The 24,558-nt window shown below is 67.7% G+C and carries 27 protein-coding genes; 12 read left to right on the top strand and 15 right to left on the bottom strand.

The genetic code is table 11. From position 1 onward, the window contains the following. Positions 1 to 151 precede the first annotated feature (151 nt). From EV137_RS25580 to EV137_RS25565, 4 genes are all read right to left on the bottom strand, one after another. Positions 152 to 709, bottom strand: a complete 558-nt coding sequence (locus EV137_RS25580) for a Uma2 family endonuclease (RefSeq protein WP_238175550.1) — start codon at positions 707 to 709, stop codon at positions 152 to 154. Between the two features lie 115 nt (positions 710 to 824). Then, positions 825 to 1,328 (bottom strand): Uma2 family endonuclease, encoded by a 504-nt coding sequence (locus EV137_RS25575; protein WP_134007008.1) that lies wholly within the window; start codon positions 1,326 to 1,328, stop codon positions 825 to 827. A gap of 39 nt (positions 1,329 to 1,367) precedes the next feature. Then, a complete protein-coding gene (locus EV137_RS25570) occupies positions 1,368 to 3,056 on the bottom strand; it encodes an IucA/IucC family protein (RefSeq protein ID WP_134131099.1) in 1,689 nt (562 codons plus the stop codon). Next, positions 3,056 to 3,643, bottom strand: a complete 588-nt coding sequence (locus EV137_RS25565; RefSeq protein ID WP_134131098.1) for a GNAT family N-acetyltransferase — start codon at positions 3,641 to 3,643, stop codon at positions 3,056 to 3,058. The genes EV137_RS25570 and EV137_RS25565 overlap by 1 nt, the downstream gene beginning before the upstream one ends. Before the next feature lie 308 nt (positions 3,644 to 3,951). Here EV137_RS25565 and EV137_RS41150 point away from each other — a divergent pair, with 308 nt between their 5' ends. Next, the gene (locus tag EV137_RS41150) at positions 3,952 to 4,155 is read left to right on the top strand and encodes a PASTA domain-containing protein (protein ID WP_202871154.1); all 204 of its coding nucleotides are present in this window, start codon (positions 3,952 to 3,954) and stop codon (positions 4,153 to 4,155) included. Between the two features lie 65 nt (positions 4,156 to 4,220). Next, the gene (locus EV137_RS25555; protein WP_134007016.1) at positions 4,221 to 4,892 is read left to right on the top strand and encodes a GOLPH3/VPS74 family protein; all 672 of its coding nucleotides are present in this window, start codon (positions 4,221 to 4,223) and stop codon (positions 4,890 to 4,892) included. Here EV137_RS25555 and EV137_RS25550 read toward each other — a convergent pair. The 3 genes from EV137_RS25550 to EV137_RS25540 are packed head-to-tail and all read right to left on the bottom strand — an operon-like array spanning position 4,878 to position 8,393. Beyond that, complete coding sequence (locus tag EV137_RS25550) at positions 4,878 to 6,452, bottom strand: AMP-binding protein (RefSeq protein WP_134131096.1); 1,575 nt, start codon at positions 6,450 to 6,452, stop codon at positions 4,878 to 4,880. The genes EV137_RS25555 and EV137_RS25550 overlap by 15 nt on opposite strands. 10 nt (positions 6,453 to 6,462) lie before the next feature. Continuing rightward, positions 6,463 to 7,587, bottom strand: coding sequence for a DUF5938 domain-containing protein (locus tag EV137_RS25545; RefSeq protein ID WP_202871153.1), 1,125 nt, complete (start codon positions 7,585 to 7,587; stop codon positions 6,463 to 6,465). Continuing rightward, a complete protein-coding gene (locus EV137_RS25540) occupies positions 7,587 to 8,393 on the bottom strand; it encodes an SDR family NAD(P)-dependent oxidoreductase (protein ID WP_134007022.1) in 807 nt (268 codons plus the stop codon). Before EV137_RS25540 ends, EV137_RS25545 begins: the two co-directional genes overlap by 1 nt. A gap of 212 nt (positions 8,394 to 8,605) precedes the next feature. Here EV137_RS25540 and EV137_RS25535 point away from each other — a divergent pair, with 212 nt between their 5' ends. After that, positions 8,606 to 9,232, top strand: a complete 627-nt coding sequence (locus EV137_RS25535) for a TetR/AcrR family transcriptional regulator (protein ID WP_202871152.1) — start codon at positions 8,606 to 8,608, stop codon at positions 9,230 to 9,232. A 22-nt stretch (positions 9,233 to 9,254) separates the two neighbouring features. On the opposite strand, the gene EV137_RS25530 is transcribed toward EV137_RS25535, so the two are convergent. After that, positions 9,255 to 9,632, bottom strand: coding sequence for a hypothetical protein (locus tag EV137_RS25530; protein WP_238175549.1), 378 nt, complete (start codon positions 9,630 to 9,632; stop codon positions 9,255 to 9,257). 209 nt (positions 9,633 to 9,841) lie between these two features. Continuing rightward, positions 9,842 to 10,555 (bottom strand): purine-nucleoside phosphorylase, encoded by a 714-nt coding sequence (gene deoD / locus EV137_RS25525; protein WP_134007026.1) that lies wholly within the window; start codon positions 10,553 to 10,555, stop codon positions 9,842 to 9,844. A gap of 39 nt (positions 10,556 to 10,594) precedes the next feature. Between deoD and nudC the strand changes: the two genes are divergently transcribed. Further along, positions 10,595 to 11,518 (top strand): NAD(+) diphosphatase, encoded by a 924-nt coding sequence (gene nudC / locus EV137_RS25520; RefSeq protein WP_238175548.1) that lies wholly within the window; start codon positions 10,595 to 10,597, stop codon positions 11,516 to 11,518. Here the strand turns inward: nudC and EV137_RS25515 are convergent, their stop codons facing one another. Beyond that, positions 11,519 to 13,876, bottom strand: coding sequence for a hypothetical protein (locus EV137_RS25515; RefSeq protein ID WP_238175547.1), 2,358 nt, complete (start codon positions 13,874 to 13,876; stop codon positions 11,519 to 11,521). 92 nt (positions 13,877 to 13,968) lie between these two features. Then, positions 13,969 to 14,208, bottom strand: a complete 240-nt coding sequence (locus EV137_RS25510; protein ID WP_131285498.1) for a mycoredoxin — start codon at positions 14,206 to 14,208, stop codon at positions 13,969 to 13,971. Between the two features lie 100 nt (positions 14,209 to 14,308). Between EV137_RS25510 and EV137_RS25505 the strand changes: the two genes are divergently transcribed. From EV137_RS25505 to EV137_RS42145, 4 genes are all read left to right on the top strand, one after another. Next, positions 14,309 to 16,435: an ATP-dependent DNA helicase UvrD2 gene (locus EV137_RS25505; RefSeq protein WP_134131093.1), complete on the top strand. Its 2,127-nt coding sequence runs from the start codon at positions 14,309 to 14,311 to the stop codon at positions 16,433 to 16,435. Positions 16,436 to 16,797: 362 nt separating this feature from the next. After that, a complete protein-coding gene (locus EV137_RS25500; protein WP_131467411.1) occupies positions 16,798 to 16,995 on the top strand; it encodes a hypothetical protein in 198 nt (65 codons plus the stop codon). A 150-nt stretch (positions 16,996 to 17,145) separates the two neighbouring features. Beyond that, positions 17,146 to 17,433, top strand: a complete 288-nt coding sequence (locus EV137_RS25495; RefSeq protein WP_131285495.1) for a WhiB family transcriptional regulator — start codon at positions 17,146 to 17,148, stop codon at positions 17,431 to 17,433. A gap of 30 nt (positions 17,434 to 17,463) precedes the next feature. After that, positions 17,464 to 17,682, top strand: coding sequence for a putative WhiB-interacting protein (locus tag EV137_RS42145; protein ID WP_511194533.1), 219 nt, complete (start codon positions 17,464 to 17,466; stop codon positions 17,680 to 17,682). A gap of 66 nt (positions 17,683 to 17,748) precedes the next feature. Here EV137_RS42145 and EV137_RS25485 read toward each other — a convergent pair whose 3' ends face one another. After that, complete coding sequence (locus tag EV137_RS25485) at positions 17,749 to 18,276, bottom strand: NUDIX hydrolase (RefSeq protein WP_134131092.1); 528 nt, start codon at positions 18,274 to 18,276, stop codon at positions 17,749 to 17,751. A gap of 49 nt (positions 18,277 to 18,325) precedes the next feature. On the opposite strand from EV137_RS25485, the gene EV137_RS25480 reads away from it, so the two are divergent. Beyond that, a complete protein-coding gene (locus EV137_RS25480; RefSeq protein ID WP_134131091.1) occupies positions 18,326 to 19,114 on the top strand; it encodes an alpha/beta fold hydrolase in 789 nt (262 codons plus the stop codon). Positions 19,115 to 19,160: 46 nt separating this feature from the next. Next, positions 19,161 to 19,334 (top strand): hypothetical protein, encoded by a 174-nt coding sequence (locus tag EV137_RS40730; protein ID WP_166680016.1) that lies wholly within the window; start codon positions 19,161 to 19,163, stop codon positions 19,332 to 19,334. Between the two features lies 1 nt (position 19,335). Here EV137_RS40730 and EV137_RS25475 read toward each other — a convergent pair whose 3' ends face one another. Then, complete coding sequence (locus EV137_RS25475; RefSeq protein WP_134131090.1) at positions 19,336 to 20,127, bottom strand: DUF899 domain-containing protein; 792 nt, start codon at positions 20,125 to 20,127, stop codon at positions 19,336 to 19,338. A 95-nt stretch (positions 20,128 to 20,222) separates the two neighbouring features. On the opposite strand from EV137_RS25475, the gene EV137_RS25470 reads away from it, so the two are divergent. Next, positions 20,223 to 21,695, top strand: a complete 1,473-nt coding sequence (locus EV137_RS25470) for an MFS transporter (protein ID WP_134131089.1) — start codon at positions 20,223 to 20,225, stop codon at positions 21,693 to 21,695. Here EV137_RS25470 and EV137_RS25465 read toward each other — a convergent pair. After that, on the bottom strand, positions 21,682 to 22,995 hold the full coding sequence (locus EV137_RS25465; RefSeq protein WP_134131088.1) for an ABC1 kinase family protein: 1,314 nt from the start codon (positions 22,993 to 22,995) through the stop codon (positions 21,682 to 21,684). The genes EV137_RS25470 and EV137_RS25465 overlap by 14 nt on opposite strands. A gap of 165 nt (positions 22,996 to 23,160) precedes the next feature. Further along, positions 23,161 to 23,319, bottom strand: a complete 159-nt coding sequence (locus tag EV137_RS40725; RefSeq protein WP_012922897.1) for a DUF5679 domain-containing protein — start codon at positions 23,317 to 23,319, stop codon at positions 23,161 to 23,163. Between the two features lie 523 nt (positions 23,320 to 23,842). On the opposite strand from EV137_RS40725, the gene EV137_RS25460 reads away from it, so the two are divergent. Further along, on the top strand, positions 23,843 to 24,379 hold the full coding sequence (locus EV137_RS25460) for a M48 family metallopeptidase (protein WP_134131087.1): 537 nt from the start codon (positions 23,843 to 23,845) through the stop codon (positions 24,377 to 24,379). Positions 24,380 to 24,558: the final 179 nt, after the last annotated feature.

Raw genomic sequence — 24,558 nt, 5'->3', positions numbered from 1 at the left:
CTCCCGTCGCTCCAAGAACGACGGTAGGCACCACCCCCACCCGACGTCTTGAACAGATCGGACGTCCTCAGCCCCGCCGGCCAGGTTGGGGAGTCCTACTGCCCAACGAGGGAGGGCAAACCTCCCCAGATCGGACCTGGGGAGTAGGACGCTAGACGACTGCCGAGCGGTTGGCCCGACGCACCAGCTCAGCAGGCACGATCCGGACCGCGAACGGCCTGCGGGCCTCGAACACCTCGTCGCCCTTGTACGTCTCCTCGACGTACCGCCCGTTCTCGAGTTGGAGGACCGTGAGCACTGCTTCTTCGGGCTCGAAGATCCAGTACGAAACCACCTCGTGCTCTTCGTACAAGCGACGCTTCTTGAGCAGATCCTGGGCTCGCGTGGAAGGCGACAGGATCTCGACGGCAAGCAACAGCGGATGCCGGATGCCGTTCTGCTCCGCATCTTCAGACCGACAGACCAGCAGGTCGGGCTGTAGCGAGTTCCTGTCGTTCGGCCGGTAATCGAAAGGCGCGAAGAGGACCTCGAGCTCATCGGGGCAGGCGGGCTGGAGCCGGATTGCGAACTGGTATGCGGCACGCTGATGAACGAGCAGCGGCGAGGGCGTCACCAGCACCGCCCCGTCCAGGAGTTCGCGTCGCTCCCCGTCGTCGGGGAGTGCGTCGAACTCGGCCAGTGTGAGCTTCTGCCGCTCAATCGGTTCCACGGACACAATGGTGCCTCCTTCTCGGTCACTCGACCAGCATGGTGGTGTTCAGGGAGTGGTTGGTACCATTTCGCCGATCTGCCCCTGGATGCCCTTGGATGCCCCGGAATTCGTCTCATCCGGCGAGCGCTGCCGGTGAAAGCGTGAGCGGGAACGGCGTGGTGGCCTCGAAAGCTTCTTCGGCTTGTACTACGGCTTGGCAGGTGTAGCCGGTGGGGGTGAGTTCCAGGACTGTTAGTTCTTCGGCGTCGGGGTCCAGGAGCCAGTAGGACGGGATCTGGTGCTGCTCGTACAGGCTGCGCTTGAGAACGACGTCCGTGGTGCGGGTCGTGGGGGAGAGGACCTCGACGGCGAGGAGTGGTGGTGCGGTCAGGAGCTGGGCTCGGAGGTCGGTGCGGTGGCAGACCAGGAGGTCCGGGCGGAGGGACGTGTTCAGAGCGGGGCGGAAGTCCAGGGACCCGACCGAGACGAGCAGGTCGGGTGGGCAGGCGTGTTTCAGCAACACCATGAGGGCGAGTACGGCCGCGTGGTGAGCGGGTGGTTGCGGGCCGGTGATGAGCAGGCGGCCGTCGACAATCTCGTAACGCCGGCCGTCCCGGGTGGCTTCTGCTGTACGCACCGCACCAGCCTGACAAATCCCGCCGTACCCCCGCCGAAGTTATCCACAGGTCAGTGGGTTCTCCAGGGTGCCGGCGAACTGCAACGAGCCTGCGACGTCGGTGAGGTCGACCATTTGCTGGTTGTTCTTCAGTTGGAGGCGGTTCAGGCAGGAGAGGGCGAACTCCGGCGCGAAGATGTCGTACTTCGCGAATGCTTCCGCCAGTTCCGGTGTCGCCGCCTGGTAGTCGCGGATGGACGACGCCACCACGGACCAGAACTCGGACGGCGTCAGCAGGCCCGCCCGATCCAGCAGCGGGGACAGGAACCGGAAGATGCAGTCGAAGACGTCGGTGAAGATCGACAGCAGCTTCTCGTCGTCCGGTACGTCGGCCCGCACCCGCTCCGCTTCGGACGGTACCGGCGTCGAAGAACGCAGTACGGCGATCTCCTCGGCGATGTCCTTCATGATCACCCGGATCGGGATCGCGTCCCGCAGTACCAGGATCAGGTTCTCGCCGTGCGGCATGAACACCAGTTCGTACGCGTAGAAGCTGTGCAGCAACGGGATCAGATAGGCGTCGACGTAGGCGCGCAGCCAGTCCGCCGGCGCCAGGCCGGACGCCCGTACCAGCGCCGCGGCGATCGACGCGCCGTGCCGATCGACGTGCAGCAGCGACGCCATCGTGGCCAGCCGCTCACCGGGCTCCAACGACGGCACCGGGCTCTCGCGCCAGAGCGCCGACAACATCTTCCGGTACGGCGAGGTCTTGTCGGTCGCGTTCTCGTAGTATCGGTTGTGGTACCCGGCCGCCGCGATCTCGCGCAACACCGTGAAGCCGTAGCGCTTCAGGACGACGTCGTTCGAGACGATCGAGTGCACCCAGTCGTTGATCGCCGGCGTCGCGGCCATGTACGACGGGGACAGCCCGCGCATGAACCCCATGTTCAGCACCGACAACGCCGTCTTCACGTAGCATCGACCAGGCGAGGACCGGTTGAAGAACGTCCGGATCGACTGCTGCGGCTGGTACACGTCGTCCGTCGACCCGAGGTGGACGATGTGCCCCTGGGCGATGTCGGCGGCGAACGTGATCGACGTCTTGTTGTCCCACTGCCAAGGATGCACCGGCAGGTACACGTACTCCGCCGGGTCCGCCTGCGCAGCGAACCGCTCGAGTACGTCGTCGCCCAGCTCCGACCGCATCAACTCGTCGAACGCCAAGGAAGAACTACAGGAAACCGTAGTCCGGTCCCGCCGGGTAGCGATCCAGGTCAGCTGCACGCCCGCGCCGGTCTCCGGCGCATAGGCCAGATAGTCCGTGAGGCCGAACCCGAGCCGCCCGTTGTTCGCGACGAAACACGGATGTCCCTCGGTCATCGCTGCCTCGATGGTCTGGAAGTCCGCGGTGACCAGGTCCGCCGCCGTCAGGTCCGGCTTCGACAGCTTGTACGCCGCCGACGCCAGCGTGCTGCTGATCTCCTCCAGGTACACCGGCAGCATCTCGCGCCCGATCCCGAGCTGCTCGTGGAACTCGGTGATGAACTCCAAAGCGTCGATCGCCGAGCCGTCGTCGCGGGCAACTGAAGAGATATCCCAATGATTCAAAGGATAATGCCGCGCGGTGAAGCGGTACCGGCCGACGGTATACTCATTGCCAACAGCAACAGGCTCGAGAATGCGCTCGTGCACGAATTCGGACAAGGCCTTCCGGACCAATGCCTGGTTGACGACAGCCCAGTGATCCATCAGCCCGCCTCGTTCATTCGATGCGCCTCGGCGTACTGGTCGCGGGTGCAGAAGCTCAACCACGCCTCCTTGTCCTGCAACGACACAATCCTGTGCTTGCGGAACCCCATCCGCGCGTTCAACGCCTGGATCTTCACGTTCCGCACGTCGGGCTCGACCACCACCCGATCGACCAGCGGATCGCTGAACAGGCTGTCCATGATCGTCTCGAACACGGCCCCGGTGAACCCGGCGATCGGCGCGGTCGGCGGCCCGACCAAAACGTGCATGCCGATGTCGCCCGGTGCCACGTCGTACGTCCGGCCGACTGCGTCGTACGCCGGCTCGTAGCGCTCCATCAGGAATGCGGGCCGTCCGTCGTGCTCGCCGAGGAACGCCTGGTGGTGCGCGCTCTCCGCGATCCGGAGGTACTCCGCGTGCACGTCGGCGACGGACGCGGTCAGCAGGCCCCAGTACCGCGCGTACGGCTGGGTGACCCAGTTGTGCAGCGTGGTCACGTCCTCGGCGAGGTCGAACGGCCGGAGGCTGAGGGTGCCGAGGCCGGCGACGAACCGCCGGTATGTCGGCTCGGGCAGTGCTCTGGTCATGGCGGCTCTACTTTCGAGGTGGGCGGACCTGGTTAGCTAAGGCTTACCTTACTTGATAGCTGATGAGGCATCGAAACCGGCTCGTATCGTGGCGACGCGCGCAGTCGTCCACACTGGTAGGACGACCTCGGACGGGGGAGCAGATGGCAGCTCGAAGATGGTTCGCAGTCGGCTCGCTGTTTCTACTGGTGGCGTGTGGCAGTCCTGGAACACCCGGTCCTTCCCCGAGCGTTCAACAGACGAGCGCTCAACCGAGCAGTACGCCGCCTGCTCCGACCTCGACTGCTCCAGCAGCGGTGGTGCCGAATGTGGTCGGCCTGAACCATCAGTTGGCTCAGGACACCATGCAGGCGGCGGGCTTCTACTATCTGACCGAGGAGGACGCCACCGGGCAGGGCCGGCTGCTGATCAACGACCGCAACTGGGTTGTCGTCACCCAGGAACCCAAGGGCGGCACCCGTGCCCCGGCCGACACCAAGATCATCTTGCGCTCCAAGAAGATCGGCGAGTAGGTGGATGCGGCAAGTACGCCGCGCGGCGGATGTGCCGCAACCGCGGGCAGGCCTACGTTGGAGGCATGTTGATCGCCGAAGACCTCTTGTTGCTGCTGTACGACGACGAGACCGGAAAGCCGATCACTGGGTCGCCCGGTCTCGACTACGCGCTCGCGGGTGCGGTGCTGATCGAGCTGACACTGAGCCGGAAGCTCGACATCACCATCGACGGCAAGGTGGGTCGTCTGCAGGTGCTGGACGGCGCACCGACCGGGGACGCGATCCTGGACGAGCGCTTGGCGTACGTGGTCAACAAGCCTGGCAAGAAGCCGAAGGACCAGATCGGTGCGCTCTCGAAGCGGCTGCGCAACCAACTGCTGGCGCGGCTCGCGGAGCGGGGTGTGCTGGAGGAGGACGAGGGCAGGGTGCTCGGTCTGTTCCCGGTGACGCGCTGGCCGGCCAAGGATGCGCGGCACGAGGCCGAGGTGCGTTCCAAGCTCGAGAGCGCGCTGAAGGTGGGTACGACGCCGGACGAGCGCACCGCTGCGTTGATCGCCCTCCTCAGCGCGCTGAACGTCGTACCGAAGGTCGTCACGGATGCGGTCGACAAGAGGGCGCTGAAGCAGCGCGCGAAGGAGATCGCCGACTCGGACTGGGCTGCCGCCGCGGTGAAGAAGGCGGTCGCCGAGATGCAGGCCGCCGTCACAGCAGCCATCGTGGTGGCATCAACCGCAGGAGCGTCAGGTAGCAGCTAGTCGAGCCTTGATGTCCGGCTTGACCACCTTGCCGACCTTGGAGCGTGGCAGGTCGGGCCAGACGAGCACCTCCTTCGGCGCCTTCACGCTGCCGACGCGTGCCTTCGCGAACGCGATCAGCTCAGCCGGCTGGATCTCACTGCCCGGCTGGAGCTGAACGACGGCCACGACCCGCTCGCCCCACTTCTCGTCCGGCAGGCCGATCACTGCGCAGTCCTGTACGTCCGCGTGCGCCATCAGCGCCTGCTCGACCTCGGTGGAGTACACGTTGAAGCCGCCGGTGATGATCATGTCCTTCGCCCGGTCGACGATGTAGAGGTAGTTGTCGTCGTCCAGGTACCCGATGTCGCCGGTGTGGTGCCAGCCGTACGCCGAAGCCGCTGCGGTGGCCTCGGCGTTCCGGTAATAGCCCTGCATCACCAGCGACCCACGCACCACGATCTCACCGCGCTCACCGTGCGGGAGCAGCGTGCCGTCCGCTCCCATGATCGCCACCGTGACCAGCGGGGACGGCCGTCCCGCGGATGACAGCCGTCCCCGCGCAATATGGCCTGCGGTGTCGAAGTGTTCAGCGGGCGGCAGCATCGAGATCATCATCGGGGCCTCGGTCTGCCCGAACAGCTGGGCCATCACCGGACCGATCCGCTGCAGCGCCTCCTCGAGCCGGGCGACCGACATCGGTGCAGCGCCGTACCAGAAGCACCGCAGCGACGACAGGTCCGTGGAGTCGAGCTCCGGCGCTGCCAGCACCATGTAGATCAGCGTCGGCGGCAAGAACGTGTGCGTCACTCCGTGTCGCGGTATCAGCTCCAGGAACGCATGTACGTCGGGAGCTCGCATGATCACGATCTCGCCGCCGGACGCGAGCACCGGGAAGCACAGCACGCCTGCTGCGTGTGTCAGCGGCGCCAGCGCCAGGTAGACCGGTCGCTCGCCGAACGGATACCCGATCAGCGTAAGCGCGGTCATCGTCTCCAGGTTGCCGTTGCCGAGCATGACTCCCTTCGGACGCCCCGTCGTACCGCCGGTCCCGACGATCATCGCCAGGTCGTCTGGATCGGTCAGATCAGGTGCCGGCTGGGACGCGCCCCCGCAGAACGCGTCCCAGCCGACGGACCTCCGGCCAGCAGGGTGGGGGGTGAGGCCGGAGCTTGGGGCATCCGTGGGCTCCCCGTCGAGACACACAAAGGTGTGGATCTTCGGCAGTGAGTCCCGAATGCGGTCCACCAGCGACGCGAACGCCGCCTGGTAGATCAGTACTTCGCAGTCGAACTGGTCGAGCAGTTCACGGTTCTCGGCGGCCTCGTTGCGCGGGTTGATCGGGCACCAGACCGCACCGGCCCGACTGATCCCGAACACACAACTGAACGCCACCGGGTCGTTCGCGGACAGGATCGCCACCTTGCCGCCCGGCCGTACGCCGGTTGCCGCCAGCGCACCCGCGATCCGGTACGAGAGCTGCTGTACGTCGGCGTACGTCAGCGTCTCGCCGTCCGTGGTCAGGCAGGAGGCGTCCGGCGCCAGCGATGCGCCCTTGTCCAGGTAGTCGACCAGCCGCACGGCAACTCCTCTAGCGCTGCACCGTCAGCTGCGGCTCGGACACCAGCCCGAAGCTCCGCAGTACGCCGAGCAGCTCGCGGTGACCGAACGCCTGGCAGCCACTCGCGAAACCGACCCGCTTCGGCGGCGTCTGCAGCAGCGAGTACGCCGCGTACGCCTGAAGCAGACCGGTCTGCTGGTAGTTGCTGTTGCCGTGGATGACACAGTGCGCCCGTCCGAGCGGTCCGGAGGCGTGCACCGAGTCCAGCGTCTTGTTGACGCGTGGATTCTCCCGGGGCGGCATCTCGTTCATCACCTGGCGAGCTGTCTCGGTCAGTGCGGTGTTGCGGTCCTCGGGCGACATGTCCTTCGTGGCTTCCAGCGCCGCGGCGACGATCTGCGGGACCCCGTTCATCAGCGCGGCGTTGAACACACCGCCCTGCGCCTTGCAGTTCGCGACCCGCGGATCGCGCTTGAACCACACCGGGTGCGACATGCCGCCCCAGGGCAGCGACAGCGCGAGCTCGTGCTGTCCGGGAACCACCAACGGCACCAGACCCTGCTCGGGGAACTCCGCGTACTGGTTGTTCTCCAGGTAGTGCGCCTTCGACGTCGCAGCGTTCACCAGAATCGTGCGGGTCGACGCAATGGTCGGGCTGCCGCCCCAGAACACGGCGACGTCCAACGTGTCCAGACCGGGCTGCTCGAGACACAGCTGCGCTGCGATCTCGCTGGTGGTGTACATCTGCGCGATACCCGGGGCCAGCACCAGGTTGGCCTCGGCGAACTGCGGACCGTACTTCTCGTCGCAGGTCATCAGCCAGTCCTGCTCACCGGTCGTGTCGGTGTAATGCGCACCTGCTGCGAGTGCTGCTTCCACAGCCGCCGGACCGAGCTCACTGAACGGTCCGACGGTGTTCAGTACGACGGAAGCACCCGAGAACAGCTCGGTGAGCGCAGCGACGTCATGGTCGACCGCAGCGATCTCGTAGTCGGCGGTCTCGATGCCAGGAACATGTGCGTCCATAGAGGCCTTGAGCTTCGCCTCGTCTCGCCCAGCCGCCACAAACGGCACGTGGTACTGCCGCAGGTACTCACACACCAGCCGGCCGGTGTAGCCAGAGGCACCGTAGACAACTACAGGCTTGTTAGCCATCACATCCCCATCCCGCCGTCGACCGGCAGGCCGATGCCCGTGATGAACCGGGACTCGTCGGACGCGAGGAAGACGACCGCGTCGGCCATGTCGGCGACCTCGCCGAGCCGGCCTGCCGGGGTCAGTCCGATCACCGCGGCGACCGCGGCGTCGGGCGACTCGAACAGTCCGAGCTGGGCCACGTCGTTCGCCAGGCCGGCTCCCATCGCGGTCGGGACCAGGCCCGGGTAGATGCAGTTGACGCGGACGCCGTACCCGAGCTTGCCGGACTCCATCGCGGCGACCCGGGTCAGCCGGTCGACGGCGGACTTGGTCGCGGAGTACACGGCGATGCCGGGGAAGGCGATGGTGGCGGCGACCGACGCGACGTTGATGATCGCGCCGCCCTGGCCGGCCAGGCCTTCGGGACGCATCGTCCGCAGGCCCCACTTGATGCCGAGCGTGGTGCCGAGGACGTTCACCTCGAGCATCTTGCGGATCTGGTCCGCGGTGACCTCGGTGAGCAGGCTGGTGATCTCCACCCCCGCGTTGTTCACCAGGATGTCCAGGCCGCCGAGGATGTCGTTGGCGGCGACCACCGCGTTCTCCCAGTCGCCGTCGTCGGTGATGTCGTGGGCGATGAAGCCGTTGCCCGCGCCGTACTCCTGGTCGAGCGCGTCGGCGACCGCTTCGCCCAGGTCCTTCTGGATATCGCTGATCACGACTTTGGCGCCGGCGGCCGCGAGGGCCTTCGCCATCCCCTCGCCGAGTCCCTGCGCGCCGCCGGTGACCAGGGCCTTGCGGCCGGAGAGATCGAGTGAACCCATCTGAAGCTCCTTCTGCTTGCCGGGGTGTTTCACACTCTGGCCAGCCTTTTGACAGTCGTCAAGACTTTGTTTGACACTTGTCAAGAAATCTCCCCGCACCGGGACGCGCCTGGCCCGGGGCGGGGTACCCTGACGCATCGACCATGTCCGACCGTGTCCGAGCAAGTCCGAGCTGATCCGAGCCGGCCCGAGCTGGAGAGTGGGTGATTGCCGTGGCGTCCGCTGCTGAGGAGCGGCCTGCCCGTGTCTCCGGGATCGACAAGATCGAGCGCCGCCGGGTCGCGCTGGCGGAGTCGGCGCTGAAGACGCTCGGCGAGCTCGGGTACGCGCGCACCAGCCTGCGCGAGATCGCGAACAACTCCGAGTTCACGCACGGCGTCGTGCACTACTACTTCCGCGACAAGATCGACCTGATCAGTTACTGCGTGCGCTACTACAAGACCAAGTGCGCCCGGCGGTACGACGAGGTGGTCGAGACCGCGACGTCCGCCGACGAGCTCGCGACCGGCTTCCTGGGCAAGATGACCCAGACGCTGGTCGAGGAGACTCCGATGCACAAGCTCTGGTACGACCTGCGGGCGCAGAGCATGTTCGAGGAGCAGCTCCGCCCGGACGTCGAGGCGATCGACCAGCTGCTCGAAGAGATGATCTGGCGGATCCTGTCCCGGTACGCCGATCTCACCGGCACCACGCCGACCGTGGACGCGCCGACGGCGTACGCGCTGATCGACGGCCTGTTCGAGCAGGCCGTGGTCGGCTACGCCGCGAACCCGGAGAAGGTCCCGGACCTGCTGACCGGTCGGCTCCTGCAGGTCCTGCCCAAGCTGGTCGCGCCGTAACCAGACCTACTCCGCGCCGGTACTACTCGGCCCCGCAGTTCACCTTGCAGAGCTTGTCGGTGAGCGTGAGGATCGCGCCCGGCGCTTCGGAGTCGGACTCGGTCGAGAACTCGACGTTCCAGTCGCCGAACGTCGTCTGCGCGGACGTCTTGCCGGACTGCTGCTTCAGCCAGTCGACGATCTGACCCCGTGGGTTCACGTGCGCCAGCTCGAGTGCCTCCGGCGCGAACTCGGTCAGCTTCGTCGTTGCCTCAGCTGCGACCCCGGACGCCTGCAGCGACAGCACCGGCGGACGTGGGTGGTCGCCGATGAGCACCTGGACCGACGTCGTGCCCTGACTGCAGGTGTCGTACGCCTCGTCGGTGCTGCACTTGTACTGCTTGCCGGTGAGCGCAGCCACGACCTGTGCGGCCGTGAGATCCGGCAGCCTCTCCTCAGGTCCTGCCGAGCTGTTGCTCGCGGCCGGCGTACTAGCGGCCGGCGTACTAGAGGTAGAGGTGCTCGTAGTCGTGCTGGGGCTCCCGTCCGACTCCGGCTTGTCACCGGAGCAGGACGTGGCACCTAGCACCAGTGCGGCGCAGGCCAGGACGGCAGCGCCGTACCGGCGGTTCAGACCGGCACCTCGATCGCCGCGTCGAGGGCGATCGTGATCATCTCGGAGAACGTCGTCTGGCGCTCCTCCGCGGACGTCACCTCATGCGTGATCAGGTGGTCCGACACGGTCATGATGCCGAGCGCGCGGCGGCCGAACTTCGCTGCCAGCGTGTAGAGCGCGGCGGCTTCCATCTCGATGCCGAGTACGCCGTACTCCGCGGTGCGCGAGACCAGGTCCGGGCGATCGTTGTAGAACAGGTCGCCGGAGAACACCTGGCCGACGTGCACGTTCAGCCCGGCGGTCTCGGCGGCGTCCACGGCCGCGCGGAGCAGCTTGTAGTCGGCGGTCGGCGCGTAGTCGATGCCGTGGAAGCGCAGCCGGTTCATCTGCGAGTCGGTGCTCGCGGACATCGCCACGATCACGTCGCGGACCCGGACCGCCTCGGTCAGCGCGCCACAGGTGCCGACCCGGATCAGGGTCTGTACGTCGTACTCGTCGAACAGCTCGTTCGCATAGATGGAGGCGGACGCCTGGCCCATGCCGGAGCCCTGCACGGAGATGCGCTCACCCTTGTAGGTGCCGGTGAACCCGAACATGTTGCGGATCTCGGTGTAGCAGATCACGTCCGACAGGTAGGTCTCCGCGATCCACTTGGCCCGCAGCGGGTCGCCCGGAAACAGCACCCGCGGTGCGATCTGCCCCTTCTCGGCGGCGATGTGAATACTCATGCGGGGATGCTCTCACGGGCGCGGGATATGTTGAGGCACGTGGCCTACTCCATCGCACCTGGTTCGCTAGCCCTGTCCCGGTCCGTACTGGACCGCGCCGCCGACCGCCGCCGTGACGACGACTGGCTCGAGAAGGCCTGGGCCGCGCCGGACACGCAGGTGGTGGTCGTGGCCGGCGACCAGATCCAGGTGGTCGAGGACCGCTCCGCCCTGCGGTTCGTGGCACCGTCCGAGGCGCCGGAGGGCATCCGCGTCTTCCTCGGCATCGACCGCGAGTCCGGAGCCGGGATGACCGCGGAGGGCCGCGCGGTGTTCGGCGTACTGGTCGACAGTGCGGCCGACGAGTCGTACGGCGGACTCCGCGAGCTCGGTGCACTGCTGAACGACCGCGAGGCCGGCCTTGCCGTGCACGTGATCGGGCTGTCCAACTGGCACGGCGTCCACACGCACTGCGCGAACTGCGGCGAGCACACCGAGGTGGTGGAAGCCGGACACGTACGGCGCTGCCCGGCGTGCGGGCTGTCACACTTCCCGCGCAGCGACCCGGCCATCATCGTTCTGGTCACCGACGACCAGGACCGCGCACTGCTCGGTCGCAACGAGGCCTGGCCCGTCGGCCGCTACTCGACACTGGCCGGGTTCGTGGAGCCAGGTGAGTCGCTGGAGGCCGCCGTACGGCGTGAGGTCCTCGAGGAGACCGGTGTGATCGTCGGTCCGGAGATCGAGTACGCGGGCAGCCAGCCGTGGCCGCTGCCCGCGAGCCTGATGCTGGGGTTCTACGCGAAGGCGACGAACTTCGACATCGACGTGGACCAGGACGAGATCGCCGAGGCGAAGTGGTTCACCCGGGAGGACCTCCGCGCGCTGGTCGAAGCCGGCACGATGGCCCTCCCGGGGGCGATCTCGATCTCCCGCCGCCTGATCGAAGGCTGGTACGGCGAGAGCCTCAGCGGGAGCTGGTGATCACCGGCCCACGTCGGACCGGGCCGCTGCGATCCTGATCAGGACGCCCTCCCAGCGCTCGACCGAGCCGTCCGCCTCGAGCTGCCTGAGCTTGCGGTTGACCGCTTCGACGTACGCGCTGTGGCTCGGCCAGTCCGCCTCCGCGTCCGGTAGTACATCGGTCAGCGTGCAACCGTACGTCAGGAAGCGGTTCTGGACGTGGCTGTCGATGTTCCCGGTCCAGACCGTCGGCCGGACGTCGGACTGCGGACACGGGTCGACCGGTGGCGTGTACGAGGCCAGGTTGGTCGGGTTGATGTAACCGTCCGGACGCAGCAGCGTGTAGTAGGTACCGTCCGGCGTCTGGGTGAGTCGGTTGAGGCCGTGGTCGCGCAGTACGGTCGTGTGGCCGCTCAGGATGTCCAGGACGAACAGCCGGCCGCCGGTCACGCCGTACAGGTAGCCGTCGCGCCAGGACAGCGCGCCGTCCTGTGAGCCAGTGGCTCCGCTGAACACGGGCAGCATGCGCTGCACCTCACCGGTGGACGGGTTGACGGCGAACACAATGCCGTCCGCAAGACCCCAGATGTTGCCGTCCGGTCCCGTGATCAGCTCGTTGATGCTGGCCGCACCGGACACCGGAACGACGTCGGTGAGCACCTCTCCTGTCGCCGGGTTCACCTTGACCAGGTGCGCCTCGCTGGCCCTCGGGTCGGTGCCCTGACCACCCTCGATGCTGGAGCCGACCCAGACGTCAGCACCGGACGGAACGATGGAGGAGATCGTCTGGTCGGTCACCAGGTTGCGGTAGACCGTGTGGCCGCCGGTCGGTACGTCGTACACAGTCAGCGCGCCGCCGTACTCGCCGTACGCCGGTGTGGTCCCGACGTACACGCGGTTGCCGGCAGGGACCACTGCGACGGGCCTGTTCTGGTGGTCGCTGTCGACGAGGCTGAACAGCTCCTTCGGGTTGGTCGGGCTGTCCGGTTGCCGCGGGTCCCAGAGCGAGAGCCTGCCGTACGGGTAGATGCCGACGTACATCTTGCCGGTGCCGTCCCAGGCCCAGCCCTCCACCTGTCCCTGCCGGGTGGTGACAGTGGACTTGCCGGTCGCCGGGTCGTAGATGGAGGTGGCGCCGTTCAGGTAGACGTTGACGAACACCTTGCCCGTGCTGGGGTCGGCGAGGGTGTGCATGAGCGGCGACGGCACGTACTGGAACGGTGAGCTCCACTGCGCGAGCGTCCCGTCCGCCGGGTTGTAGCGGAACGTTCCACCGGAGTAGTTACCGGCCAGGCCGTACAGCACCGGTACGCCGTTCTCAGTCACCCAGCCGTAGCCGATGGACGCACCACGGGTCAGTGTGCGCGGCGGCGAGACCGGACCGACCGTGTTGGTGTCCAGGTCGTAGTGCGTGAGGGACAGAGTGTTGTTGGTGAAGTAAACGCCACCTGGCCCGGCTGCGGAGACACCGCGCGCAGCGATCGGGTAGTCCATCACCAGCTGGCCTGTGGTGCTGTCGGTGTACTTGACCTGCTCGCCGGTCACCGCGTCGACCACTACCAGGCGGCTGCTCGCGTTTGCGAAGACCTTGCCGCCGGCGTAGTCCAGGTCGATGAAGTCCTTCGCCGTCGTACCAGGGGGAGTGATGTCCTCGACCGCTTTGGTGTCCACGTCGATGCGGAGCAGCCTTGCGTTCGGAGTGGAGACGCCGACGAACAGCTTGTTGTGGTCGGGGTCGTAGACCGTGGACCGCGCGTACTGCTGCACCGGGTCGAGTGAGCCGTAGTCGGTGACCTGTCCGGTCGTCGCGTCGTACTTGAACGCGTGGGCGGTCGGGTACGTCCCGGCGTACACGTTGCCGGCCTGGTCGGAGGTGAGGCCGTAGATCTGGGACTCGCCGGGAATGGGCTGCCCCAGGTCGGTCACCTCACCCGTGGCCGGGCTGTAGCGGTACAGGTGCGCGTTGGCGTAGGTGCCGAGGTAGACGTCCCCGTTCGGCGTCACGACGATCGCCCAGCCGCCGGCGGCGCCGGGTAGCGGCACGGTCCTGATCAGCTGGCGGCTGTGGAGGTCGACGACGTTCAAACGGGCGTTTTCACCGGCGGGTACGGCGTACACGACGTCGCGGCCGTCCGGCGTGTGGCCGATCGCGCCTTCCATGATCGTGAGCGAGCTGACCGGCGAGCCGAGGTCCTTGACGACATCGGCCGACGGCGCGATAGGCCGCGTCGGGGTGCCGAGCGGCCAGTTCTCCGATGGAAACGGATCCGGCAGATCCCCGGGCGGGCCCGCGGTGGCCTGCAGGCCACCCGTCGCGAGCAGGCCGAGCGCGGCCGCGAACGTGACTAGGGCATACCGGAATTGACGGCGCGAGAACATGGGCGGACTCCCTGCGGCGTAGTTCACCGCAAGGTATAACGGTCATGACCGTAAAGTCCATAACTCAGGCGCTATGACCTGAGTCGGGTTTGTCAGGCGACGAGTTTCTCCGCGACCTGGGCGAGTGACGGGTTCGTCATCGCGGTGCCGTCGGGGAAGACCACGGTCGGCACCGTCTGGTTGCCGTTGTTGACCTTCTCGACGATCTTGGCGGCCTCCGGGACCTGCTCGATGTCGATCTCGGTGAACTCGATACCGGCCCGCTTGAGCTGGCCCTTGAGCCGGTGGCAGTATCCGCACCAAGGCGTTGAGTACATCGTGAATGCCGACATCGGCGGACTCCTTGTGGAGTGGGGAGGGGTTTTGTCGGGCCGCCCGTCTAGGGTTGCCCTCGACGTATCCGAACCATGATGCAGGTGGTGCTGTTCCCGCATGTCCCAGCCCGTGAGCGACTTCACACGATCTGCCTCTGCCGAGAGCCTTCTGGAGGCTCTCGACCCGGAGCAGCGTGCCGTCGCGACCACTTTGCACGGCGCCGTCGCGGTGATGGCGGGCGCGGGGACCGGGAAGACGCGGGCGATCACCCACCGGATCGCGTACGGCGTGCGCACCGGGACGTTCGACCCGGTCCGCGTGCTCGCGGTGACGTTCACCCAGCGGGCCGCGGGGGAGATGCGCGGCCGGCTCGCGCAGCTCGGCGTCCAGGGCGTGCAGGCCCGCACGTTCCACTCCGCCGCGCTCCGGCAGGCCCGGTTCTTCTGGCCCAAGGTGTACGGCGGGGAGCTGCCGCCGATCGTGGACCGCAAGTTCCCGCTGCTGACCGAGGCCGCGTCCCGCTGCCGCGTCCGGGTGGACACGCCCGCGCTGCGCGACCTGGCCGGTGAGGTCGAGTGGGCCAAGGTGAGCAACGTCCGGCCGGACGACTACGCGCGGCTGGCGCCCAAGTCGGCGCGGGCGCTGGCGGCCTTCGACCCGGCGACGATCGCCCGGATCTTCGCGGCGTACGAGGATGTGAAGCTGGAGCGCGGGCGGATCGACCTGGAGGACGTGCTGCTCTGCACGGTCGCGCTGCTCGCGGAGGACGAGCGGGTGGCGGCGGAGATCCGGCGGCAGTACCGCACGTTCGTCGTGGACGAGTACCAGGACGTATCGCCGCTGCAGCAGAGCCTGCTCGACCTGTGGCTCGGCGGTCGCGAGGACGTCTGCGTGGTCGGCGACCCGGCGCAGACGATCTACTCGTGGGCGGGCGCCGACCCGGAGAACCTGGTGCGGTTCGCCTCCCGGCATCCGTCGGCGACCGTGATCAAGCTGGTCCGCGACTACCGGTCGACGCCGCAGATCGTCGACGTGGCGAACAAGATCCTCGACGCGGCCGGTCCGACCGGGCTGCCGGGGCGGGTCACGCTGCGGTCGCAGAAGGAGGCCGGTCCGGTTCCGGTCTACCGCGAGTACTCCGACGAGGTCGCGGAGGCGGATGCGGTGGCGCGGGCCGTCGTACGGCTCAAGGACGAGGGCGTCGCGCTGCGGGACATCGCCGTACTGTTCCGGACCAACGCGCAGTCGGAGAACTTCGAGCAGGCGCTGGCCGAGCGGAAGATCCCGACCGTGCTGAAGGGCGCGGAGCGGTTCTTCGAGCGCGCGGAGATCCGGCAGGCCGCCGTACTGCTGCGCGGGCAGGCCAAGGCCGGTCAAGCCGGGGACGACCTGGTGACCACGGTGACCAGCGTGCTGGGTGGTGCCGGGTGGACGCAGGAGCCGCCGACTGGGACCGGCGCGGTGCGGGACCGCTGGGAGTCGCTGAGCGCGCTGGTGACGATGACGGCCGACTTCGCGGCGGAGCATCCGGAGGCCCGGTTACCGGAGCTGATGGCGGAGCTGGACCGGCGAGCGACGATCCAGCACGCGCCTCTGGCGGAAGGCGTCACGCTGGCGACGCTGCACGCGGCCAAGGGCCTGGAGTGGGAGTCCGTCTTCATCGTCGGGGCACACGAGGGGACGCTGCCGATCAGCTACGCCCAGACGCCGGCACAGGTGGAGGAGGAGCGGCGGCTGTTCTATGTCGGCGTGACGCGGGCCAAGCAGCAGTTGTTCATCAGCTGGTCCACCTCCCGCTCGCCGGGCGGCCGAGGTACGCGGGGGCCGACCCGCTTCCTGGACCCGATCGGCGTCCGTACGGCGCGTTCCGAGTGGACCCCGTCGTCGTCCGTCGGCTGGGAGCGCCCGTCCCGCTCCGAGCGCTCCGAGAAGTCTGGGCGGCCGATCCCCAAGTGCCGGGTCTGCGGCCGCAGCCTGACCGACCCGGGCGCCCGCAAGCTCGGCCGCTGCGAGGACTGCCCGTCCTCGATCGACCAGAAGCTGTACGACGCGTTGATCGAGTGGCGTGCCGAGCAGGCGGAGTCCGAGAAGATGCCGGCGTTCGTGATCCTCACCGACGCGACGCTGACCGCGATCGCCGAGACCAAGCCCAGCGACGCCCAGGCGCTCCGGCAGATCCCGGGCATCGGTCACACCAAGCTGACCAAGTACGGCGAGCACATCCTCAACCTCTGCACACGCTGACCCGTGCCCTTTCGGGCAAACCTGTTGCCAGGCACGAGATTCGCGGCGCATCCTGGAGGACGTGCCGCGTTCTGCTCCTGGCAGACGTGGCAGTTAGGTGACAGAGGCAACGATCCCGGAGCGTGCGGATGGCGTCCCGGAGCGTGCCGGAAGACCCCCTGATCGCTGCGTCGGCAATGAGATCGTGCCGTCGGAGCGGCAACTTCCGGCCAACTTCGCGAACTGGCAATAAATAGTTTGCGGGCTCCGGCGCGGACGGCGTACTGTTCTTTCTGCGGTCGAAGCCTGGCCGAAAACTTCAAACCACCATAGCGATCGAGCTAACCGCCCGCTTCGCCACAACGAGAGGAGGTGCCCTGGAAATGATCACCAACACGGTCAAGAAGCCGTTCAGCGACGCTGCCGCGCTGCCGTGCGCCCCGATTCAGGGTGCCTCGCCGCGCCTGCACGTCGCGACCGTTGTGCTCATGGCCTCCGGCGCTGCCCAGTTCAAGGGCGGAGCTGTCGGCGATGTGAAGTACGGCGGTTCGGGTTCTCGAGCATGGAGTCCACCGGTCTGACAGACGTCAGAGCCGGCACCTCCAGGCCGCGGAACCCACCTAGGGTCCCGCGGCCCTTTTGTTTGTCCCCAAGATTTGGCGGCCGTCAAACCGGCAGCCGTCACCGACGACAAGAGATCAGCAACCAAAAGTCACTGGGAGGTGACCGGAATGAGCGTGAGCTTCCTCGATGTCTTCACCGAGGTCGCAACGTCGCAGGACCTGCCCTGTCGGTCCTACGCGCCAGAACTCTTCTTCGCCGAATCACCGGCGGATGTCGAGTACGCGAAGTCTCTCTGCACGACCTGCCCGCTGAAGGCCGAGTGCCTGGCCGGAGCGCTCGAGCGTTCCGAGCCGTGGGGAGTGTGGGGTGGCGAGCTGTTCGTCCAAGGTGTGGTGGTTCCGCGCAAGCGGCCCCGTGGGCGTCCCCGCAAGAGTGACACCGTAACCGCCGCCTGAACGACTACAACCCATCCGAATCGAGTCAACGTGACCACTCAGACTTTCACCAGGAGCACCGAAATGCATTTACTTCATGAAGATCTCGCCCGCGCGCACTGTCGTAGCTTGCTGAAGGACGCAGAGCAGAACCGGCGCTTCCGCCTCGCTCACCAGATCGAGAAGGCGCAGAAGCAGGCCGAGCGGGCAGGCCGGCGAGCTGAGAGGGCCAGCGCACGCGCGCGCCTCGCACTCGCCCGCCTCGTCTGATCCACCAGAACCACAGCCTGACCAGCTGAATCACTGAGGGGCGGCACCCAAAGGGGGTGTCGCCCCTCAGCCACGTTCGGAGAGCAGTAACTGCTGCAGGCCGAGCAGGGTGATGCCGCTGACGATCTCGTGTCGGGCGATCATTCCGGGGATGTCAGCGAGCGGGATCCACTCGATCCGGTCCGACTCGTTTAGCTCGGTCGGCGGCCCGGCGCACTGCGCACTCGTCGCTCGGTACACGAAATGCAGCGAGTCCATGATCCCGGCGGCCGGCTCCGAGCGGATGAGCTCGGTGAGCCCGTCCGCCCGCCACCCGGTCTCTTCCTCGAGCTCCCGCGCCGCGGCAACCTCCGGACTCTCATCGGCCTCGATGATCCCCATGGGGATCTCCCACGCCCAGGTGTCGGTCAGGAACCGGTGCCGCCACATCAGCAGCACGCAGTCGTCCCGGGTGACGACCGCAGCGGCGATGTGCTTCAGGCGCACCGCGTGGTAGTCGAACCGCTCACCGTCAGGCTGCTCGACGTCCAACCGCCGTACGCTCAGCCACGGATTGGACCAGGCCTCTTCCTCACCATGGATCACCCAGCGCATGCTGAGGAGCATAGGCCGGGCACGGGGCCCGGTCGGGGAGGCTCCGACCATGGAGCTCGTCGAGATCGCCGGCCGGCGGATCGCCTACTACCGAGCCGGCTCCGGGGAGCCGCTCGTACTGCTGCACGGCGGCTGGAGCGACGGCCGGGCGTGGCGCCCCCAGCTGACGGGGCTCGCCGACAGCTTCGACCTGATCGCCTGGGATGCACCGGGCTGCGGCGGATCGGAGGACCCCGCGGGCCCGATGACGATGTCCGACTACGCCGATGAGCTGGCCGAGCTCGTCGCAGCCCTGGACATCGGCCCCGCGCATCTGTGCGGTCTGTCCTGGGGCGGCGGCCTGGCCATTGCTGTCTGGCAGCGCCACCCGAAGCTGGTGCGGTCACTGGTCCTGGCAGGGGCCTATGCCGGTTGGAAGGGCTCGTTGCCGGCAGCAGAGGTCGAGGCGCGAGTACGGCGGGCGCGCGCGGAGGCTGAACGACCGCCGGGGGACTGGATCGACGGGTACCTGCCGAGCTTCTTCGCCGGTCCGGTGCCGGCCGAGGTCCTGGAGCTGAATCGGACGATGATGGCCGAGAGCCGTCCAGCGGGGATGCTGCCGATGCTGACAGCGTTCGCCGAGGCGGATCTGAGCGCGGTGATGCCCACGATCGAGGTACCCACGCTGCTGTTGTGGGGTGAGTGTGACCAGCGTGCGCCGATCGGAACCGTCGCGCGGACACTGCACGCGGCCATACCGGGTGCGGAGCTCGTGCTGTTGCCCGGCGTGGGTCACTACAACAACCTCGAGGCACCTGACGCGTTCAACGCCGCCGTACGACGGTTCCTCGGGGACTGAGCAAGTCAACCCGGTCGGGGTACCGGTGAGGCGGAGGTGCAAACTGATGCCCGTGACGAAAGCTACCTGTGCGTTGTGTGGTCAGCAGGCGCCGTCTGAGGACGTGCCGCTGACCTGGATGACCTCGATCGAGGACGGTCGCAAGCTGCTGTACTGCGACCGGTGTGCCCGGGAGAACGTCCGCAGCATCGAGGGAAAGCTCGACTCGGTCTACTGGTGATTCACACGTCGTACCGGTCGGGGACGCGCATCGCGGGTCCGCCGACGTGGAGACCGAGCGGCTCGGCCCGCCCCTTCGGCTCCTCCCAGGCCTCCTGTCGGCCGAGGACGGTGAGGTCGAGGTACCGGTAGCAGTTGTGAAAGTCCTCGATGCCCCGGCCGAAGGTCGAGTACGTGTGGAACACCTCGTCGCCGACCCGGACGAACGCGCTGATACCCGGCAGCTCCTCGCCGTTCATGTCAGGGGTCCAGGGGCCGTCCGACCACGGCGTCCCCTTCTCGTTCGCCAGCTGCTCCTGAGTGCGGAAATGCAGCAGCACCGGCGCGACCCGGTCGTCGAGCGTGGCATGGAAGTCGTAGTTGAAGTCGCTCGCGTACGACGAGTACCAGGGAAACGTCCACCCCAGCCGCTCCTTGAACGCGGCGATCTTCGGGTACGGCGCCCGCGACACGGCGACCAGTGACGTGTTGCGTACGTACAACTGGCGGAGGTTGCCGATCTCGTCGGCGGCGGACGAGCAACTCGGACAGCCCTCGTCCCAGTCCGGGCCGAACATGAAGTGGTGCATCACCAGCTGGTCCCGTCCGCCGAACAGGTCCAGCAGCCCGACCTCACCGTCCGGGCCTTCGAAGACGTAGGGCTTGTCCATCCGGACCATCGGCAGCCGCCGGCGCTCGGCATTCAGGCGGTCGCGTGCGCGCGTCACCTCCTTCTCCAGCCTCAGCAGCTCCAGACGTGCCGTGAGCCACTCTTCCGGCGACACGACCTCAGGCAGGTTGTCCATCGTTGTCATCCCGACCTCCTGGAAGATTCAGTACCCCGCTGTCGATCTCGCAATATGCCGTCCGACGCAGTGAGTGACAACACTTCTGTGAAAGGACCCGGATCATGACCCTCAGCCTCGTGGCGGACCCCGTGTCCACCGGCAAGCGGCAGTGGATCGCGCTCGGCGTGCTGTGCCTCGCGTCCCTGCTCGTGTCCCTGGACCTGTTCGTGATGCTGCTGGCCGTGCCGGCCGTCACCGACGCGCTCGGCGCCACCAGTAGCCAGCAGCTGTGGATCCTCGACGTGTACGGGTTCATGGTGGCCGGCCTGATGATCACGATGGGCAGCCTTGGTGACCGCCTCGGTCGCCGTCGGTTGCTGCTCATCGCCGCTGCCGTGTTCGGCCTCGCCTCGATCGTGGCGGCGTACTCGGTCAGCCCCGGCATGCTCATCGGCGCCCGCGCGGTGCTGGGCATCGCCGGAGCAGCGATCGCGCCGTGCACGTTGTCGCTGATTTCCACGCTGTTCCCGGACGAGCGGCAGCGGGCCACCGCGCTCGGCGTCTGGGGCGGCTGCTTCACCGTCGGTGCAATCGTCGGACCGATCGTCGGCGGAGTGCTGCTCAACCACTTCTGGTGGGGCTCCGCCTTCCTGATCGGCGTCCCGGCGATGGTGGTTCTGCTCGCGGTCGGGCCGTTCATCCTCCCGGAGTACCGGAACGAGAAGGCCGGGCGGATCGACGTACCGAGTGTCGTGCTGTCGCTGGCGGCGATCCTGCCGGCGATCCACGGGCTGAAGCACCTCGCCTCGCACGGCGCCGGTGCCCAGTCGATCGGGGCCCTGCTGATCGGCTGCACGTTCGGCTGGATCTTCGTACGGCGTCAGCGGCGGCTGGACGACCCGCTGGTCGACGTGCGGCTGTTCGCACAGCGGACGTTCAGCGTGACGCTCGGCAGCATGACGGCGTACTCGATGCTGTCCGGCGGCGTGATGGTCTTGGTCGCGCAGTACTTCCAGCTGGTCAAGGGGATGAGCCCGCTCGACGCCGGCCTGGCGCTGGTCCCGGGCATGATCACGTCGACGATCGGCTTCCAGCTCGCGCCGCGGCTGGCGCAGCGGATCCGCCCGGGCATCCTGATCCCGGCCGGTGTCGCGTTCACGGTGGCCGGTATGGCTGTGGTCAGCCTGACCACCTCCACCACGGTGCTGGTCGTCGCCTTCGCGGTGCAGTGCCTCGGGCCGGGCGCGCTGGTCATCCTGGGGACGAACCTGGTCATCGGCTCGGTTCCGCCGGAGAAGGCCGGCTCGGCCGGTGCGCTGACCCAGACCGGCAACGAGTTCGGGTACTCCCTCGGCATCGCCGTCCTCGGCAGCGTGGTCACCGCGGTCTACCGCAGCCGGACGGACGGTCGTAGCGGCAACTCGCTGGGAGAGGCGGTCAGCCAGGGCGCGTCGGCCGACGTACTCGATCAGGCCCGGGACGCCTTCACCTCCGGACTGCACGTGGCTGCCGGGATCACTGCCGTCGCCCTGGCCGGGATGGCGATCCTGCTGGCGGTCACCCTCCGCGCGCTGCCCGCGCTCAGTCGTCGTTGAAGCCGGGCAGGAGCTCCTCCAGGACCGAGCGGAACGGGGCCTCGGCCTCGAGCTGGGACAGGACGGCCATGCCGCCGATCCAGACGCGGTGGATCAGCAGGTACGACGGCGGCATGTTGAGGCGGAGGGCGAGGGACGCGTTGGGGGACCGGAAGTCGCTGGTCCGGTTCGCCTGCGCACGCATCCAGTCACGGCTGAACTGGAAGCTGTCTTCCCGGGCCGGCTCCGCGAACGGCGCGAGGTAGTCCATCAGTTGATCCGGGTCGATATCCATCCGCGGCTTGATGAAGCCCTCGGCCTTGAGCCCGTCCCGGACCGCCAGGCCGTCGCCCTTCAGCGAGATCCGCAGCAGCCGCCCGATCGCCGGCGGCAGGCCGTCCGGGAGCCGCGCGCAGAGGCCGAAGTCGACCACGCCGAGCCGCCCGTCCGGCATCACCCGGAAGTTGCCCGGGTGCGGGTCGGAGTGCAGCAGACCGGCGTACTTCGGGCCGCTGAACATGAACCGGACGTACTTCAGCCCGATCGCGTCCCGCTCCTGTTTGGTGCCGTCGGTGATGTACGACGACAGCGGCCGGCCCTCGATCCACTCGGACACGATCGCCGCGGGGGAGTGCTTGATCACCCGCGGGACCACGAACTCCGGGTGGTCCTTGAACGCGTCGGCGTACTGCTGCTGGGCCTGCGCCTCGCGGTCGTAGTCGAGCTCCTCGCCGATCCGCTCCTGGAGCTCGGCGATGAGCGGCTTCACCTCCAGGCCAGGGACCAACGAGCCGATGGTCCGCGCGACCCGGCCGAGCTGACGCAGGTCCGAGCGGAGCGCTTCGGCGGCGCCCGGGTACTGCAGCTTGACCGCGACCTCACGGCCGTCCTTCAGCCGTCCGCGGTGCACCTGGCCGATCGACGCCGCGGCCGCGGGCACGTCGCCGAACTCCTCGAACCGGTCCCGCCAGCGCTTGCCGAGCTCACGGCTGAGGATCGTGTCCACGGTCGAGGCCGGCATCGGCGGGGCGGAGTCCTGCAGCTTGGTCAGGGTCGCCCGGTACGGCGCCGCGAGCTCCTCCGGCATCGCGGACTCCATCAGGCTGAGCATCTGCCCGAACTTCATCGCGCCGCCCTTGAGCTCACCCAGGACGGCGAACAACTGGTCCGCCGTACGGCGCTGGAACTCGGCGTACACGGCCTCCGCGGGCGCGCCGCCGATGCGCTTGCCCAGGCCGACAGTCGCCCGCCCGGCGGCACCGAGCGGCAGGCTGGCAAGTTTCGCGGTCCGGCTCAGCGCCTTACGAGGAAGGTCCGACACGTTCCCATTCTGTCCGGTCACCCAAGCCCCGGCTGCGGTGGGGCCCAAGTGTGTCGCCGTGGGTCGCTGTGGGTCGCTGTGTGCCGCCTGCCCGGGTACGACGAGAGGCGGTGCCCGGCACGCGCAACGTGCCGGACACCGCCTCTACGACTTGGTGCTGGTGCGTCAGGCCTTGCCGAGGATCCGGTTCAGGTTCGTACCGCACTCGGGGCACTTGGCCTTGGCCATGCGCGTGCCCTTGTCGTTGACCTTGACCTCGCCGTCGGCGGTGCGCTTGGCCTTGCACTTGACGCAGTAAAACTCGCCGCTCCAGGTCTCTGCCATGAGGGCCCTCTCCTTGCTCTGAATTCCAGCCCGGGGTCTCGCCCCGGGCAGTCGTTGGATGCTAACGGCAGACCGTCCTGCCGTAGGCCGTTCGGCCCAGTCGGGATTCACCCTACGGCCTCCTGGCGCAGGCTCAAGCGCACCTGCCGGTCCGCGTGCCGCGTGATTCCCCCGAGGAAAGCCCTTACCGAAACTTTCGCCGACGCGGAACAGGCTCCCGGTGATCCGCCTCCGCGACCACTCGGCTTCCCCTCCGAGCGGCCCCGGTAGCGGTCCGGGAGCCTGTTGCCGATGACGCTAGGAGGTACCGGCGGCGGTGGCAAGCCCGGGTTGTCCACCCCTGTGGATAACTCTGTGAGCAACCTGTGGGACGCGCCGCCGGACACTGTGGACGGGCGGGGGAACAGGATGTGAACAACCAGGGTCGGCAGGTTCAAGATCTGGCGTCTGACCTGCGGAAACGTCGATGCACAGGATGTGGACCGAAGAAAGTTGTCGGATTCGGGGGGTACATTTTTGAGCCATGGCCGACTCTCCACTGCGCCCGATCCCGCCTCACGTGGACATCCGTCGCAGCAAGCGCCGCAAGCGCACGGTCAGCGCGTACCGGGACGGCGACCGGGTGGTCGTGCTGATGCCCGACCGGCTGTCCGCCGCCGAGGAGGCGCGCTGGGTCGAGACCATGCTGGCGCGACTCGAGAAGCAGCGCAGCCGATCGCGCGTGTCGGACGAAAAATTGTTGGCCAGAGCACACGAACTCGCGTGTCGCCACCTCCCGGAAGTGCCCGAACCTGCGTCGGTGAGGTGGGTTTCGAACCAAAACAGACGGTGGGGATCGTGCACTCCGGCGGATCGATCGATCCGGTTGTCGACCCGTCTGCAGTCGATGCCGGCCTGGGTCGTCGACTACGTCCTGGTCCACGAGCTCTCCCACCTGATCGAGCCGGCCCACAACGCCGCCTTCTGGGCCCTCGTCCACCGCTACCCGAAAGCCGAGCGCGCCGAGGGCTACCTCGAGGGCGTCTCCGCGGCCTCGTCGCTCGACCTCGAAGACTTCTGAGGTCCGATCACCCGGGGTGCGTACGGCGTACGGGAAAGGGTGGGGTGGGGTTTGCCTCAGGGTGACCTGGGGGGCTTCCTGCATGGCCGCGACCGGGTCGCGGCAGCCAGGCTTCTTCCCGTAGCCAGCGCCACGCCAAGGAGCGCTGGGTGGGGCGCCGGTGGGTGCGCAGAGGGGCA

Source organism: Kribbella pratensis, from assembly GCF_004366075.1.
GTDB lineage: Bacteria > Actinomycetota > Actinomycetes > Propionibacteriales > Kribbellaceae > Kribbella > Kribbella pratensis.
Note: the sequence above shows the minus strand (reverse complement) of the source record. Positions and strands in the feature narration are given on the sequence as shown.